11 protein-coding genes and 2 pseudogenes are annotated in these 15230 nt (G+C 36.6%); 7 read left to right on the top strand and 6 right to left on the bottom strand.

The window, feature by feature from the left end; translation table 11 throughout:
* Positions 1 to 1164, bottom strand: a 1164-nt coding sequence (sufB, locus tag AB7E63_RS11635) for a Fe-S cluster assembly protein SufB (protein WP_428419567.1), incomplete at its 3' end; no start/stop codon positions are given.
* A 509-nt stretch (positions 1165 to 1673) separates the two neighbouring features.
* Here sufB and AB7E63_RS11630 point away from each other — a divergent pair.
* The 3 genes from AB7E63_RS11630 (at position 1674) to AB7E63_RS11620 (ending at position 3977) form a co-directional block, all read left to right on the top strand.
* Entirely contained in the window at positions 1674 to 2525 is an 852-nt protein-coding gene (locus tag AB7E63_RS11630; RefSeq protein WP_013924388.1) for an RluA family pseudouridine synthase, read from the top strand.
* Positions 2518 to 2991, top strand: a complete 474-nt coding sequence (locus tag AB7E63_RS11625) for a hypothetical protein (RefSeq protein WP_006342399.1) — start codon at positions 2518 to 2520, stop codon at positions 2989 to 2991. Before AB7E63_RS11630 ends, AB7E63_RS11625 begins: the two co-directional genes overlap by 8 nt.
* Before the next feature lie 107 nt (positions 2992 to 3098).
* A complete protein-coding gene (locus AB7E63_RS11620; protein WP_006342401.1) occupies positions 3099 to 3977 on the top strand; it encodes a hypothetical protein in 879 nt (292 codons plus the stop codon).
* A gap of 32 nt (positions 3978 to 4009) precedes the next feature.
* Here AB7E63_RS11620 and AB7E63_RS11615 read toward each other — a convergent pair whose 3' ends face one another.
* The gene (locus AB7E63_RS11615) at positions 4010 to 5629 is read right to left on the bottom strand and encodes a hypothetical protein (RefSeq protein ID WP_006342402.1); all 1620 of its coding nucleotides are present in this window, start codon (positions 5627 to 5629) and stop codon (positions 4010 to 4012) included.
* A gap of 150 nt (positions 5630 to 5779) precedes the next feature.
* Positions 5780 to 7324, bottom strand: coding sequence for an F-box protein (locus AB7E63_RS11610; RefSeq protein ID WP_006342403.1), 1545 nt, complete (start codon positions 7322 to 7324; stop codon positions 5780 to 5782).
* A 398-nt stretch (positions 7325 to 7722) separates the two neighbouring features.
* Here AB7E63_RS11610 and AB7E63_RS11605 point away from each other — a divergent pair, with 398 nt between their 5' ends.
* Positions 7723 to 7956 (top strand): helix-turn-helix domain-containing protein, encoded by a 234-nt coding sequence (locus tag AB7E63_RS11605; RefSeq protein WP_013924390.1) that lies wholly within the window; start codon positions 7723 to 7725, stop codon positions 7954 to 7956.
* A gap of 49 nt (positions 7957 to 8005) precedes the next feature.
* The gene (locus AB7E63_RS11600; RefSeq protein WP_079891746.1) at positions 8006 to 8671 is read left to right on the top strand and encodes an IS630 family transposase; all 666 of its coding nucleotides are present in this window, start codon (positions 8006 to 8008) and stop codon (positions 8669 to 8671) included.
* 69 nt (positions 8672 to 8740) lie between these two features.
* Here AB7E63_RS11600 and AB7E63_RS11595 read toward each other — a convergent pair.
* Both AB7E63_RS11595 and AB7E63_RS11590 read right to left on the bottom strand, forming a co-directional pair.
* Positions 8741 to 9109, bottom strand: a pseudogene (locus AB7E63_RS11595) (transposase); the annotation flags it as partial.
* Between the two features lie 204 nt (positions 9110 to 9313).
* Positions 9314 to 13447 carry a HEAT repeat domain-containing protein gene (locus AB7E63_RS11590; RefSeq protein WP_006341003.1) on the bottom strand — a complete coding sequence of 1378 codons (4134 nt, stop codon included), beginning with the start codon at positions 13445 to 13447 and terminating at the stop codon, positions 9314 to 9316.
* Between the two features lie 475 nt (positions 13448 to 13922).
* Here AB7E63_RS11590 and AB7E63_RS11585 point away from each other — a divergent pair, with 475 nt between their 5' ends.
* Positions 13923 to 14111, top strand: coding sequence for a type II toxin-antitoxin system PemK/MazF family toxin (locus AB7E63_RS11585; RefSeq protein WP_232503238.1), 189 nt, complete (start codon positions 13923 to 13925; stop codon positions 14109 to 14111).
* Between the two features lie 89 nt (positions 14112 to 14200).
* On the opposite strand, the gene AB7E63_RS11580 is transcribed toward AB7E63_RS11585, so the two are convergent.
* Positions 14201 to 14377 carry a type II toxin-antitoxin system RelE family toxin gene (locus tag AB7E63_RS11580; RefSeq protein ID WP_158308658.1) on the bottom strand — a complete coding sequence of 59 codons (177 nt, stop codon included), beginning with the start codon at positions 14375 to 14377 and terminating at the stop codon, positions 14201 to 14203.
* Positions 14378 to 14482: 105 nt separating this feature from the next.
* Here AB7E63_RS11580 and AB7E63_RS11575 point away from each other — a divergent pair.
* A pseudogene (locus AB7E63_RS11575) lies at positions 14483 to 15230 on the top strand (IS256 family transposase); the annotation flags it as partial.

Genomic DNA, 15230 nt, shown 5'->3' with positions numbered 1-15230 from the left:
GCATTGGGTGTAGTTCCGGGCTCCCTCAGCGCGGGGGGCTACCTTTACAAGACCTCGATAACTATTATGTGATGAATCTGCGGAGATCCCTTTGGAAATAATGGTTGAGCTTGTGATTTTGCCCAAGTGAATCATCTTAGTTCCTGTATCTGCTTGCATTTTCCCATTTGTGAGAGCGACAGAGTAAAACTCTCCAATCGAATTGTCCCCCTGCAAAATACAACTAGGGTATTTCCATGTAATGGCGGCGCCCACTTCGACCTGCGTCCAGGAAATTTTAGAATGCACACCAGCGCAGCGACCTCGCTTTGTCACAAAGTTGTAGACTCCGCCTTCTCCGGTTTTTGGATTCCCAGCGTACCAGTTCTGCACGGTTGCATACTTAATTTGCGCGCGATCTAATGCAACGAGCTCTACCACCGCAGCATGCAACTGATTGTTGTCATAAGCGGGAGCAGTGCAACCTTCTAAATAACTCACAAAAGAGTCATCTTCAGCAATAATCAAAGTGCGTTCAAATTGGCCTGATTCTTTATCATTAATACGGAAGTAAGTCGAGAGTTCCATGGGAGAAATGACTCCTTTTGGAACATACACAAAAGAACCGTCTGTAAAAACGGCTGAATTCAACGCAGCGAAAAAGTTATCTCCAATCGGAACAACGGAGCCCATGTATTTTTCAACGAGTTCAGGGTATTTTTGAATCGCTTCAGAGATGGAACATAAAACTACGCCAGCTTCATCCAATTTTTTCTTAAAAGTTGTTCCAATTGAAACGGAATCAAATACCATGTCCACAGCCACGTTTGCTAAGCGCATTTGTTCATCCAAGGGGATGCCTAGTCTTTGGAATGTTTTAAGGACTTCTGGATCAACATCTTCTAAACTTTCATGTTGAGGCTTCATCTTAGGAGCGGAATAATAGCGAATGTTTTGATAGTCGATGGGAGGATAGTTCGCATTCAGCCAATGGGGTTCTTCCATTTCCAGCCATTTTTGATAGGCTTTTAAGCGGAAATCCAGCATGAAGGCCGGTTCGTTCTTCTTTTCAGACAAAGCGCGGATGACATCCTCATTCAGGCCTTTAGCAAAACTGTCGGTTTCAACATTCGTTACAAATCCATATTTGTAATCAGAATCTTGAAAATTGGGCTGCGCATTCATTTTAGCTCCTATATCGTCGACTCTTCGCTGCACATTTTTTGAGTGAAGAAGTCTAGATTATAAACATTTTATTGTCAATTACATGAACAAAACTGGCTTATCTGATTTTTGTATTAAAAACTTTTCTCTAAGTCATCCCCAAAAAGAAGTTCTCAAGGCTACCAATTGTTGCGATGCCTCATCTTTTTGTGAAGAAGTTGTTCGTCGATCTCAATCGGAAATTCTATCTCTTAGAGCAAAAAATACCACATGTTCCCCATATTCTGCTTGTCATTTTCCACATATTTTGCGGTCGGGCTAAGTCTTCATATGGGTATTTATAGCTAAATCACCTCTGTTAATAAAATAAAATTATCTTTGGCTTTACAGAGAGAATTATACATAAAAAAACTTTGTTACGCAAGTTAGCTAGTGGAATCAGATAATTAACAATAAGATTTCTAGGCGATCTTCTATTTCCCAAAATTAAATTTTGTGATAAACTAACCCGTTTTTAAGGATTTAAATTTATGGAATACACACTTTCAGAACCATTAAATGCTCTTGACGCATTAGCGAAATTATCACCCAATAGCTCCAAAACGACACTTCGCGAATGGCTAAAGCATGGGCGCGTTTTTGTGGATGATCAGATCGTTAAAATTGCTTCGACACCTTTAGAAGCTGGTCAAACCATTTCTCTCGGCGTTAGAAAAGCGCGCAAAGAAAAGGTGCCTATTCTCTATGAAGATGCGCATTTAGTTGTGATCGAGAAACCTGCAGGATTATTGAGTGTTGCAACAAATTTTGATAAAGCCAAGACCGCGCATGCTTTTTTAAAAGAACGCTATCGACCACGTAAAGTTTATGTTGTCCATCGTTTGGATCAAGATACGTCTGGTGTAATGCTTTTTGCTTTAACTGAAGAGGCCTTTTTTGGGTTGAAAGCGTTGTTTGCCGACCACGACATCGACCGCGAGTATACGGCGGTTGTGCATGGGAAAATGACTCAGCAAGAGGGGACTTGGCAATCCTATCTCTATGAGGATAAGGCATATGTTGTTCATTCGACACAAGATCCAGATAAAGGGGAATTAGCGATTACTCATTTTAAGACAGTCGAAGCGCGGACCCATTTTTCTCTGCTCAACTTAAAGCTAGAAACAGGCAAAAAAAATCAGATTCGTGTACATTGCGAAGATCACGGTTTTCCGATTGTGGGAGACAAAAAATATGGGGGAGAAGGGGAAAGTCACATTACTAAGCGGTTATGTTTACATGCCCATCATTTAGGATTTGTACATCCCATCTATAAAAAAGAGATGTCTTTTGATTCTCCGATTCCCGAAAAATTTTACCAGTGTTTAAAAACCCATGCGTAAAAATCAAGGATGGCTTATTTTTCTGCTCATTATTGGCTTGCCAACTTTTTTCTTTAGTGGCACGGCTCTTTATAAGTTATATAACTACTCGCATCTAGATGCTAAGACACAAGCTGAAAAAATTGAGTGGTCGGTGATTAAGGAAGAGCCTTGGTCCATTCTAAATTTAGTGGGATGGGGAGAGGAGCGCTATATTTTAAAGGTTGCCTTCGAATTTGAGTCTGAAGGGGTTTTTTATAAAAAAGAAGCCTATGATGATTCTTTTCGCTTTCGTAATGAATGGGCTGCGCAGCAAGAAATTGCGCAGGAACAAAATAAAAAGCACTTTGTTTGGTTTCAATCCTCTAATCCTCGCCACGCCAATCTGCAAAAAGCATTCCCCGTGAAAGAATGTCTCTCGGCTATTGTTCTTCTAGGAATTTTTATTTATTTCGTGTGCCTTGGATTTTCTGCTGTTCGCCGCTAAATTTTTCCATTCTTCTTTACAAAAAACATTTTCTTTAAAAGAATGTCCATCAATTGACTTTTTAACAGGGTCGTGATTTGCTTCAGCTGATTTAAGGAAATGGAAATATGCAAAAGATTGTGTTAAAAAATGTCACCTCACAAGGGATCCCTTTAGAAGTCACTTTTCTTCCTGAACAAGGAATGAATATGGCGAGTTATAAAAAAGGTGAAATTGAAGTCATCGATCAATCCACTCGAAATTTATTTGAAGAGCGTTTTGCAGGGCTTGGAGCATTAATCGGACCCCACTTTCACCGCAGATTACCAGCAACCATTCCGCTCATTGCAGATGAGTCCCTATTTCCTCATATTGCGCGTGTTAAACAATCGGGAGTGCAAGAGCCCTTTTCACACGGCATTGGACGCTATGCTCCATGGAAGGCTGAATTTACAGAAACGACGGTGGATGCCAAACTGAATGGAAATGATGAGTGGAAGGGAGTCTCGCTGTCCAGTTTGGAAGGGCAGAATTTTCAAATGCATTTTCAAGCTGAGCTTACACAAAAAGAACTAAAAATACATTTTTCGGTCGTGAGTGATACAGATTCGCTCGTCGGTCTGCACTATTACTATGCTTTACCTCAAGGCAAAGGTGTCGTTCATTCTCGCATCCAATCGGAAGTGATTGAGAATGGGGAAAAAAAGCCTCCTCGATGGCAAATGGACGAACAAAATGAGGTTTTAATTCCGATCGCCGATGACGACATTGACACAACTTTTTATCCTTTTCCGAACCCTCGAGCTGGAAAAATTCTGTTAGACGCGGGGAGTTACTATTTGGAAAAGAGGTATCAATGCATTTCACAAGAAAACTCTTGGCAGCTCTATCATCCAAAGAATGCCACATTCGTTTGTATTGAACCGTTAAGCTCGCAAGATCCGCGTCATCCGAACTTGACTGTCAGTTCTATTCAAGTGGAAATCGAAATTTTAGATCCTAAGTGATACGGCCGATAGGCCGCATCACTTTACATAAATTAAGATAATTTTATTTTTCGGGGGAAAGGAAGACCTATTGATTTTAATGCGAGTCTTACAAGAAAGCCTAATTTCTTTTTGTATGATTTGACGCCCTGCAGGTTTAGAATATGATTCACAACTTCTGCTCGATCTGTATACTTATTCATATGATTATTCAGGAGCATAATAAATACGAGATTAGCGAGGGGAGGCTTTGCTTTTGCTTGCAATAAAAATCCTTTATCAATCAATTCATCAAGTCCTTCTTTCAAACCACGTTCATATCCTATGGTCATCCATCGACAACAGGCCCATAAGCCTTTAAATTGTTGCATTTCGCAAAATTGGAATAATATTGGATTTTCAAGAATAAATTGGTCGAGTTCTTGCTCCGTAAAACTATTAAAAAAATCTGGAGATAGATAATTCAACGCATCTCTTGTTACGGAATACAATTCAGTCTTTACTTGATCTAGAATCGTTTGTTCGAAATTTTTTTGTTCTTCACAGCTAAAGTATTTATTTTTGGTTTTCCGATATAAAAAGCTTAGCTTGCGATAATAGACATAGCGCTGATCGCTAGACATTTCCGATAGTGAGTCTTCATCCGCATTGAGAAGGTCATCCATCATTAAACCGCTGATCTGTCTCATCATTCCTAGTGCATATGCATCTCCGGTTGAAGAGTGGGTATGATCCCCAAAAGATAGCTTTCCTTCATATTCCTGCAAAAGGTTTTCAAAAAAAGACTCTGTGTTAATGTTGATATCATTATCTAACATGGCGTAGCTTCCAAGCAGAACGCTTTGATTCTGCATTCTGAAAGACAATCCGCCTTGGTCTTTTATGACGTCATCAATTACTTTTCTTAAAGTTTTTTCACTTTTTTTGTAGCGAATGATGGTAAATGGAGGATTTTGCCACTCTGGAGTATCATCCTCTTCTGGTATTAGTACTATAGATTCAGGTTTTAATGCCCAATTTCCCGTGATAAAGGTATCATGAGCAAACACATTTACTGCTTGATCAATAATTGTACTGAGAGGGGTCACAACAGCCATTGTGCGGGAATCCCATGAGCCATCTTTATGAGGACGGACAAGTTCTCCAAGAGCAAAGTGAATCGTATTCGAAATAGCAGGAAGTGCTTTTTCGCTTTTAGATGGATTTGCAAATGTTGCGGCAGGCTCAGTAAAAGGGTGTAAAATCCCATCATCAGAAAGGTATTTTGTGGCGTGCACCACCCAAATTCTATTTTTTAGCTCTACAGAAAGAGGCTTTAAATTCTGATTGAATTCTTTTAACCGGATGCGATCAGTTTTTATTCCACGTCTTCCAAAAGTGACCGCTTTAACAAAAACATGCGCAACTTTTATATGAATTTTGTTATTGCGACGATCAATTTTTTTATTAATCGATTTGATATTAGCATGGCAGGTACGATAAGATTCTATGTCCGTGAAAATAGGTTTTGTTAAGGCATTTATCTTGGCTACCATCATTTTTAAATTGGAAATATCGTTAGTCTTGCACTTTTTTCGAAAAGTCAGTTTGTTCTTTGTTGGATTGAAGACGGGCTTGTAGCCTAGGGTAAGGTAATCCTCACTTTGATGAAATTTTTTTGATAAAGTAAGCATTTAATATTCTCACAGGCTGTTGTTTTAGATTAAAAATATAAGTATTCGTGATATTATTCAGATCATACCAAGTAATAGTAAATCGTAGTATCAAGTGATGCAACAGGAAATGTTGCATCACTTAGATAAGAAAGGACAAGAGATCGTTTTTTAGTTAGTTGTTTTTTTAAAAAGGCCTTTAACTTTTTTAATGACGCTCTTTCTTTCTTTAACTAGTTTTATCGCTTCTTTTCTAAGATCTTCCTCGGAAATTTTCTTTGCAAATTCAAGCGCCTTTTCGGGTTGCTTTCTTTCGTGTAAGATTTTCGCAACTTGATACAAGACCGTATTTTTGAGTTGATGAGCCCAAGGTGAAAAATCCTCTGGAGGGGGTTTTATCTCGCTCGCGAGATTGAGGATATCTTCAATTTCGTCAAGTAAGTCGATTGAAGCCAAGTATGTAGCAACTGAAAGAATGGTGGGGTCTTTAGCTTCGGTTTTCATCGTTTTAATTAGTTGAAAAACAGTTAAAAATTCACCATTATTTTCAAATAACCTGTGCCAATTCCGAGAAAGGGTATCAGGAATGGAAGTTGAAGTAATGTTTTTGCGATCATTATAAATATCTACAATTGCTTCTACAAAAATACACTTATTTTTTTTGGAATAAATTCCATTTAAAACAAGGGCGAGATCATTAAAATTTTTTAAATTCTTTAGCCTGTTTGTGATAACGGATTTGTAATTTGATTTAATTTCATCGTTATAAGTACGTTGAGTTTTTTTGCTTTTGTTCAGTCTTTTCACAATTTTTATAGCTAATTCTATAGCAAGTGAATTTGAAATAGAACAATCATTCCCCAAAGAATGCAAAACTTTTTCTAATTCTGAATCACATAAAGAATACAAATGTAAACAAATTGTAGTTACATATAATAATGTATCAAATTGATTTGAAAAATTTTCAGATTTTAACAAAGCATATAGACTTTGAAAATTGCTCTTTGTCAAATCAGCATTAATTAACATTTTTGCCGCATCCCTGATAAATTTTTTATTTCTTGCGGAACCTATTAATTGATCATTCACGTCGGAAAGATATTTTTTATACATTTCAGCGATTTCAGTTTTTTTTCCAAAAGCTTCTTGTAGTAACGAAACGAATTTATTTATTTCTTTTTTTTCTACTTCAAATTGTTTAAGGATAGGATCAAAAAGACTTGATAGTCCTTTTAATCGACTGAATGCAATTTGGAACTCATTTGAATCCGATTCAGGTGGTAGCTTTTGTATTTCATCTGCTACTTGTCTTATAAATTTATTGTTATTATAGTAACTTTTTAAAAGTATTTTCTCGCCAGACCTTCCACTAAGAATTTCTAGAGACAAGTCTTCATTGTATTCAAAAAAAATACCAGTGCTAACAGCGATAATATTAGCCAATGTTTTTATATTTTTTTCAGATTTTAACTCTTTACTCAAAACGTCAATAAAAAATGCGATTTCTTTATTGTTTATTTGATTGATGATTGGAAGCGTATCCATAGAGATAGCACGCCATTCTCTGTTGACTAAGCTTGTATGTGGAAGACTTTCTCTTGAAAAAAGAAGAATGTGTTGAATAACTTCAACAGGTAAATCATTAATAGATGTTTCGCGTGTTGCTCCTTCCGAACGAATCGAAAGAGCATCTTGAGATGATGTGATATTATTCATAAATTTTTTTTAAAATTATGTTAAGTAATAATGTTTAATAAAAAAGGAATCGTTTTTGTGTGGGAATTTTAAGATATAATAGAGTGGCAAAAGAAATGTGAAATATTTGAAATAAATAATACTATAAAAGTATATAAAACGCAATCTTAAATTATTAACTTTGTGTTTGTTAGGTTAAGATTGAATTCAATTTTATCTAACGGCTATTAATAAACATTTTAAATTGTGGTTTTAAAATGGATTTTAGTTGTGATTTTTTAAAAAGAAAAATAATTTGTTTTTATAACATTGACCTTGTTAGGTGGAAGACATATACTACTCTGAGCTGAATATAAAAATTTGTTGATCAATCCGAGAAAAATGATTAAGATGTTTTTCAAATTTTTAAGGAAATGATGATGAATATTTCTCTTGAATTAAAGCTTGAGCTTGAAAAGCGTGCTAGACAAACAAAAGACAAACACGAACACACCTGTCTATGTGTTGTTTTAGCCAGAAGTGAAGGGATGTCTCATGAGCTAATAGCTCAAGCGCATCGTATAAGTGTGCAAAGTGTTTATCGCTATCTCGCAGAGTACGAAGCAGAAAGAAAACACAACATGATGCCCGAGGTGGGAGTCAAAGCAAATTAAGCGAATTGGAAGCTAAAGAATTGCATGAGTCCTACAAACAACCACTTATATTCATGCTAAAGAAATCTGTAAGTATGTTAAAGCAAAATATGGAATTGACTATACTGTGTCGGGAATGACCTTTTGGCTAAAGGCACAAGGTTTTATTTACAAAGAGCCGATCAAAGTCCCTGGTAAGTTGGACCCAGGAAAACAAGAGAACTTCATTCAAGCTTATGAATGCTTAAAAGCTTCTCTCAATGAAGATGAAGAAATTTTCTTTATGGACGCCGTACATCCGGAATTTCAATCTAAGGCAGTTTGCGGCTGGATAAAAAAAGGGGAGATCAAAACGTTACCGACAACAAATGCTCAATATCGAATGCATTTTATTGGAGCTCTAACTCTACAAAAAATGGAATTATTCGTTCAGGAATATGGGACAGTAGATGCAGATAGCATGATTGCATTTTTTACAGGATTAGAGAGTACCTCAAAAGCTTCTAAGATCCACATCATTTGCGATAATGGACGCTCAAATAAAAATAAGAAGGTTGAAGAGTACCTCAAAACGTCAAAGATTAAAATACACTATCTGCCACCCTACTCACCTAATTTGAATCCAATTGAGCGTTTGTGGAAGGTTTTGAGGCAGAAAAAAACTACAATAAGTGTTATGAAAAATTTGCGGATTTTAAAGAACAAGTACGGCGATTCTTTTTTGAAGAAGTACTAAAAATCAAAAATGAATTAATGACAAGTATTACAGACAATTTCCAACGCATTCAGCTAAATACGATCAAGCTTGCTTCAGTTTAAAATTCTCAGATTCAGCTTGGATAAGTATATAAACATACTTTTTTGCGGATAAATCATTTTTGAGCCAATTTTGATATTCTATTGTCCATGAATCTTTCAATCTAACGATATTTGTGGATGATAGTCCTTTAGCATTTTCTCCCAAAATTGCCTCTAGAGCTTTCGGAAAATCTAGGGTGGAGATTCCTTTAAGATACAAAGCAGGAATAACCGCATCTATACTTTGTGTCCTTCTCAAATAAGGTGGAAAAATCGCACTTGTGAACTTGCCATCGTCTCTATGTCTTATTCTAGGCTGACGAATTGCAATTGGGCCAAGACCGGTTTGAATGTTTTTTTCTGGTAAGTAACCATTAGAACTATAAATGAAGTCTATTTGCACAGCTTTCTAGTCCAACTCTTGGATGAAGTCTATTTTCTTACCATGCCAAAGATATTGAGCAGGTTTTAGACAAAAATTAGCGATTGTTTCCACCTTTGAAATGTTTTTCGCTTTAACTTCTGTCATTAAAAAATGCACTGGCGGTAATGATTCACTCATTTTCAACCATGAAAGGGTTTAGGTGTTTAAATTGAGCAACTTCATTGCTTTATTTGAAATTTTTTTCACTGACGATTGGGTAAGTGACAAAAGTGTTTCAATTACTTCAGGAGTTAATCCATGCAGTCGAATAAGAGCTTTTGCTGCAGAAAGCTGAGCCGGCGGATAGAAATCCTTTAAACCATTTAATAATGTTTTTATCAAAGAAGGTTTTTCTTTATAGCCGTGCATTCCGAGTTGATAATAGATATTTTCACGTACCAAGGGACTCCAATCTTTTTTGAATTGAAGTAGGATATCTAGAATGGACTCGCGATTATCTTCCGTGATGAACAGTGCAAGATGCTGCACATGCATGTGACGATTATCTCTGCTTAAATCTGATAAGGCTCTGATATGTTCATTCACATTCAGACTTCTCATCGTTTTATCATAATCTATAATTTTCGGCTTGGAATCAATAGGAGTGGGCAGGGTTTCTTTGCTAGCAGAGGTTTCTAATGCCAACTTAAGCAGATCACAAGTTTTCTGTAGTTCCTTCACTAAAGGGCTGGATTCTTTTGATCTTAGTTTTTTTTGTATATCTTTACTGAAAACATCAACCAACATGATTTGATTTTCCAGTAAATGCGTAAGGAAATGCTCTTCTCCATTATAGCAAGATAGATATTGTTCGATATCAGATCTTCCATTGCAGAAACCAATTTGACCGGCCTCAATTTGCGGAAAAATGAGTGACAGTAAACCGATTAAAAATTTAAATTCATTATCGACTCTTTGAATTGCTTTACTCAAAGAAGACGAGGTGTCTCTTGCTGATAATTGAATCTTTTTTTTCAGCTCCGTTCTGCGCATTTCTTGTAGTTTTTCCTGCACGATAGGAGATACTTCTTTAGATTTATGACTTATAAATTTTTTTAGTCGATTTTTTAGCCTTTGAAGATTGGGTTCTTGCTTAATAAAAGATGTAAATCGATTGCACTCAGCGGATTTGAGTTTAAAGGACATCCAGTTTTTCCAATCCATAAATGTATCCTCGACTGCTAAATAATGTATCAAACCGAGATGTCTTTCATTGCTTGCTTTTAGCGCGATGATATTTTTATTCAAATCTGTTACTTCATAATCTTGAGGTATAAAAAGTTGTGAATCCTTTCTGAAAGAGGGGGCAGGATAGACTCCACCCATCCAGAGACGCCATATTTTTTCTTTCAAATTGGATGATTGGACCGGATTTTCAAAAAAATAGGAGGCCAGCTTCTTAAATTGATTAAAATGTGTTAGTTCATCGGCATTAACCGGTCCTGAAAAAACATAAATAATGAAATTTTTGGCATCGTGATCATAATAAAAAACCGTTTTTTTCTCTCCAGTCAATTCCAAAAACTTAGCCTCCCCATTATTGTGTAGATGAGGAAAATGCGGAAACAATGGTAAAAAAAGGGGGGATTCCGTTAATTCCTTGTGTTGAGAATCCGGATAGGGGAACATTTTAACGGAAGGAGATAGGGTATAAGGCAAAAATGAGATCTTTCCAAAGAACTTCATGGAGGGTCTCCCAAGATCTGTCGTTTCTAAAGAGTTGATTGCTTTTTGCCATAACCTTTCATCTTGATCTTTTTGTTCAGTTAGATACTCTTCTTTCAATTGTTCTAAGCGAGGATTCGATTCCGATTTTCTTTGCATATAATTCGATTCAAAACGACATTTTCCTTGCATTACTTTATGAAGAGTATCTGATACGAAATAGATGTTTTCGGCTAATAGCTCCTCCTTGTTCTTAAAGATTCCCTCTATGAAGCGAGTTCCTATATGACCAATGTTTAATGTCGCTACGTCCTTAGCAGCTCCAAAGGGAAAGGTTAATCCATAAAAAGCTTGTGAAATTGCTCCTCTGCAGATATCTGCTTTAACGAAGGTTAAAAACTGTTCTTCAGAGATACTATGAGATTGCTCAGCATGAGTACGCAGTTGTTGAATATTCTGCCTTCTTAATTGTTTCGACTGCGACAAATGCTGATCTACATACTCTTGTTCAATTTTTTCCACTTCCCTATGTGTGGTATAAATAAGCTGTAAGATACTATTTTTATAAGATTGCAAAAGAGTTGGTATAACGTCCGACTGTTGGAGGATAGAAATGAAATGAATTAAATTATATCCATCTAAGAGGGCTTTTTTTATCACTTCTACCCGTTGAGATTTTGCTGAATCTAAGCGTGGGTTTGTATCATGAAGATAAGCAGTGGCAAGCAGTCGGCTTGCAGGATGCCAGATTTTGAGGTTTGGTAAAGGAGATAGTGATATCTGAAAACGCTTTTCAAACTCGAGCCTAAAAAGGTTAATATGGTTCACGGCACATGAATAGGGGTGCTTTTCAAAATCAGAATGATAGAAAGAATTTTCATTTAAAATTGGTATAAGGATGGAATCAGGATTAAAGCTTATGTAATGAGATAAAGCAATAAAAATCTTCTTAGCATAATTTTCAGGGGAGGTTTCGGCTAATTTTGCAATCAACTTATGCATAGCTTTTTCAAAGGATTCATAACGATTGGAATCTCTAGCAGATTGCTCCGCCATCACTTCTTTTAGAGTAAAAGTTTGATGATTTAATTGTTGCTGGAAACGAGAAACCGTTTCATCGCATTTTTGCTCTAGTCTTTGCAATTCTTTATGTAGTTCGGCTTGTTCTCTTTCAAGAAATTCGATCTTATGAAAAACAGCGGAAAAAATTTCATCAACTCTTTTAAAAGAGCTTTGCACACTTTTTTGGAAATGGAGCATATTTTCCTGCAGAATAGAAAGAGGATTTAGAGCAACATCACCTTGCATATGCGATTTGATTTCTTGCATGCCGTTTAAGATATATTTCATGCTTGCAAATGCCCCTAGAGGCCCTGTTGTTGCTGCCAGGGTTCCCAAACCAAAGTGCCAAGCAATCCCTATAGCTATTTTTGAAAGAGCAGAGCAACTAACTTGAAAGTTGCTTGCCAGCTCTGATTTTCCAGCTAAATTTGCCGCCAGAATCAGAACGTTGTGGGCCTCGTTGAAAATGGCTAAAGAGTGGTCGAATTGCTCGCGTCTTTCTCGTTCTTTTTTTATCACTTGATCTAATTGGTTTTTTGTTGCCTTGATTTTGTCAAGATCGCCATAGGTAGATGCTTGTTGGAAAGCTTTATAAAGTTCCGAGATTTCTTTATTTCCTTGAAAACTTGAAATGTCCACTTGTAGGTATTGATTAAATAAAATATGGCAAATTTTGGAATTTACGGTAGTAGCATCGCTTAGATTGACTAGATTAGAATTTACCTCTTTCAGAGTTTGACAAGAACTATGGATAAGTTGATTAACTGTGCTCCCTAATTTTTCGATATTATCTTCAACCCCAACTAAAGAGTTTTGCATAATCTGCATGTTGTCGGTTAATACATTCATATTTGCTTTACAGGAATTTAATGTGCTTATGATTTCATTAATTGAAGTGTTGTTGGTTTTGGTTTGTTGTTTTAATGCCTCATGCTGGGCCTGGCTGTTTTGTAAGGCATAAGAAAGTGCATTCAATCCCTCTTCTACATATGGGATGTAACAGGTAAGGATAGGATAAACTTCTTGAAGGTAGTTGATTTTTTGTTCGGTAGAGAAATTTTTAGAATGGTCTCTAAGACACCCATAAAAATCGATCAAAGCGTGATTAAGCTGTGGCAAGTTCCCTGTTTTCATTGCCTCTAAAGCATTGTTTCTCAGTGTTTGAGCTTCCAAACGAGTGGCCGGTGTGATGTGATCCAAATTTGAGGTTAAATAATCTCCGAATTTATCGATTCCAAAATTCAAGGGGGCTTTTAGCAATTTCCCGAAAAATGGAAAATATTCTATGGCACTCGATATACATTTTGTCCCAGTCACTGCAGCATTTATTGTTCGATTTTTGTTATTTTGTCTAGCTATGCTGGTATCAGAGATGGCCGATTTTCCTGTTCCACGTCCTGCTGTTTTTGTGATTGAGATTCCATCTTGCACCCTGCTAAAAGCTTCCTGTGCAACAAAACATACAGCTATTTCCTTAGCTGATTTAACTGCACCTTTTTGTCTTATTTCGTTCACTGTATTTAATATATCTTTAGTTGCATGATCAATTGGTTCAAAACTCATAGTTTCTCAGTTTAATCCGCATTTTGAAAGTTGTTAAGCCGGTCTGTAATTTTTTTTTTTGAATTCGTAAAACTGAAGTTGTTTTACATGAATGCAGAATATTTAGCAAGAACTGATCGCTTTGGAATTGATTCCGCATTGAAATCAATTAACTAATTCTTCAGAGATTCCTGGAATTGTGATGTTTAGAATTGGATTTTGATTTCAGAATATTCCATGATTAGCGATGTGATACTCTCTAAGTTATGAAAAAGCAATCCTTAAAAACAATTAATCAAATTTTTATTTACTGCCTGGTGCTTCACAGGAACTCCATCCTGTGAAACGATGGAAAATGAGTCGCTTTGTGTCCGAAGCTATCTGCAAGGAATTAAAAGCTAAAAAAGAAGAGCTACGTCAAGCCATATTTAATGGCTAATGAGGGGCAAGCAGAGGCAACAAAAGAATGGGCGAGGAACGTTAGTGGATGGGGCGGATGACTGATAAAAGCTTCCCAAAAAGGGAGGAAATATACTGGGGCGATTTGGAACCAACTCGCGGGGGCGAAACTCAAAAAATCCGCCCTGGATTGGTTATTTCAAATGATCTCGGAAACGAAACATCTCAAGTTGTCATGATCGCTCAAGCAAAGTCAGGCGTATTTATCCATAGTAAAAAATTTTAATGCACGTTAATGCTCATCGATTTTGTGATAAGATTCCAAAATTAACATCTTTATTGGAATTGTTTGTTATCCAGATTTACCGATTTAGCTTAATCAATATAAATACTTTTCCTGTGATCTATTTCCCTGTGATCTATCTCAATGATAAACACGACAATTCTTTCCTCAAATACTCGATAAACGATTCGATAATCGCCAACTCTTAATCTTCTGTATCCTTTCAACTCTCGTACTAAAGGCTTACATAGAGACGATGGCAAGCTCACAAGTGCGATTTTGCCACCTTATTTGAGAAGGACACAAAGTATAGATGCGGGAGATATGCATTCTTAAAATGTTTTTTAATACAAAAACTAAATGGGAGTGCGCTCATGGAAGATTTTCGCTTTTCTTCAGAAAAAATGCCATCAACAAATGAACAAAATAATCCTCTCGAAGAAATTCTTCGTAAAGGCTCAAAAATTGTTACAGCAAGCAATTGAATTTGAAGTACAAGAATATCTGGAACTTTACAAACAATCGAAAGAATTTACCCATCAATCTCCTGCAGTAAGAAATGGTTACTTACCAGAAAAAACATTCAAACCGGTCTTGGCCCAATTGCAATTCGCCAGCCTAGAATGACATAGAGACGATGGCAGGTTCACAAGTGCGATTTTGCCACCTTATTTGAGAAGGACACAAAGTATAGATGCGGTTATTCTGCTTTGTATCTTAAAGGAATATCTACCCTAGATTTCCCGAAAGCTCTGGAGGCAATTTTGGGAGAAAATGCTAAGGGACTAGATTGAAAGATTCATGGACAACAGAATATCAAAATTGGCTCAAAAGTGATTTATCCGCAAAAAAGTATGTTTATATCTGGGCGTATGGGATTTATTTTAACATTCGTTTAGAAGAAGATCGCCCTGCGTTCTGGTTCTGATAGGTGCTTTAGAGAATGGAAATAAAGAACTTATCATGATCCATGATGGGCACCGAGAAAGCAAGCAGTCTTGGAAAGAAGTTTTGCAAAATTTAAAACATCGAGGTCTCAAAGAAGGACCAAAGCTTGCGATTGGAGATGGAGCGCTTGGCTTTTGGGCGGCTTTAAATGAAGAGTTTCCAGCAACAAAGCAG

The organism is Parachlamydia sp. (genome assembly GCF_050255895.1).
Classification (GTDB): Bacteria; Chlamydiota; Chlamydiia; order Chlamydiales; family Parachlamydiaceae; genus Parachlamydia; species Parachlamydia acanthamoebae.
The sequence above is the reverse complement of the archived record's forward strand: the minus strand, read 5'-3'. Positions and strand labels throughout refer to the sequence as shown.